The sequence below is a fragment of the Asticcacaulis sp. AC402 genome, assembly GCF_000495835.1.
Lineage (GTDB): Bacteria > Pseudomonadota > Alphaproteobacteria > Caulobacterales > Caulobacteraceae > Asticcacaulis.
Window position 1 is genome coordinate 1 of sequence record NZ_AWGC01000063.1, and the last position, 1,242, is coordinate 1,242.

1 protein-coding gene is annotated in these 1,242 nt (G+C 66.6%); it reads left to right on the plus strand.

The annotated features are described in order from the left end of the window. A partial coding sequence (locus tag ABAC402_RS40505) for a hypothetical protein (protein WP_031236137.1) occupies positions 1-1,242 on the plus strand: 1,242 nt, incomplete at both ends.

Here is a 1,242-nt window from a genome sequence, read left to right on the forward strand (position 1 = left end):
CGAAACCCTGACCGGCGTCGCCGGAGCCGATACCGTTACCCTGGGCACCACCCTGACCGGCATGACCCTGGACCTGGGCGCCGGCGTCGACGCCCTGACCCTGGCCAATGTCGCCAATACCGGCACGATCAGCAATGTCGAAACCGTCACCGGCGGCACGGCGGCTGACGCCGTCACCCTGGCCACCATCATGACCGCCGGCGTCGTCGATCTGGCGGCCGGTACCGACAGCCTGGTGTTTGGCAACTTCACCAACTCCGCCACGGTCTCCAACGCCGAAACCGTCACCGGCGGCACCGGCGCTGATACGATCACGCTTGGCACGGCCCTGGCCAACACCATGACAATCGATCTGGCGGCGGGCACCGACAGCCTGACCCTGGCCAATGTCGTCAATACCGGCACCCTGTCCAATGTCGAAAACGTCACCGGCGGCACCGCGGTCGACACCATCACCCTGGCCACGGCCCTGGCCGGCACGATCAATCTCGGCACCGGCGCCGACGTCCTGAATCTGGGCAACTTCGCCAATACCGGCACGGTGTCCAACGTCGAGACCATCACCGGCAATGCCGATGTCGACACCATAACCATCGGCGCAGCCCTCGCGGCAGCCACCATCAACCTGGCCGGTGGCACCGATGTCCTGACGCTCGGCAACTTCTCCAACACCGCAACGGTCTCCAACGCCGAAACCCTCACAGGTGGCACCGGCGCCGACCTTATTACGCTTGCCACGACGCTCACCGGCATGACCCTGAACCTGGGTACCGGTACCGACAGCCTGACCCTGGCCAATGTCGCCAACTCCGGCACCGTCTCGGGCGTCGAAACCATCACCGGTGCAGCCGCGGCCGACGCGATCACGCTCGGCACCATCATGACCGCCGGCGTCGTCGACCTGGCGGCGGGCACCGACAGCCTGACCTTCGGCAACTTCACCAACTCGGCGACGGTTTCGAACGTCGAAACCATCACCGGTGGCACCGGCGCCGACACCGTCACCCTGGGTGCGGCCATTACCGCCGGCACGATCGACCTGGCGGCGGGCACCGACAGCCTGATCCTGGGCAACTTCGCCAACTCGGCGACGGTCTCCAACGCCGAAACCATCACCGGCGGCACCGCCGTCGACACGATCACGCTCGCCACCACCCTGACCGGCAGCACGGTCAATCTGGGCACCGGCGCCGACACGCTGAACCTGGCCAACGTCGCCAATACCGGCACGGTGTCCAACGT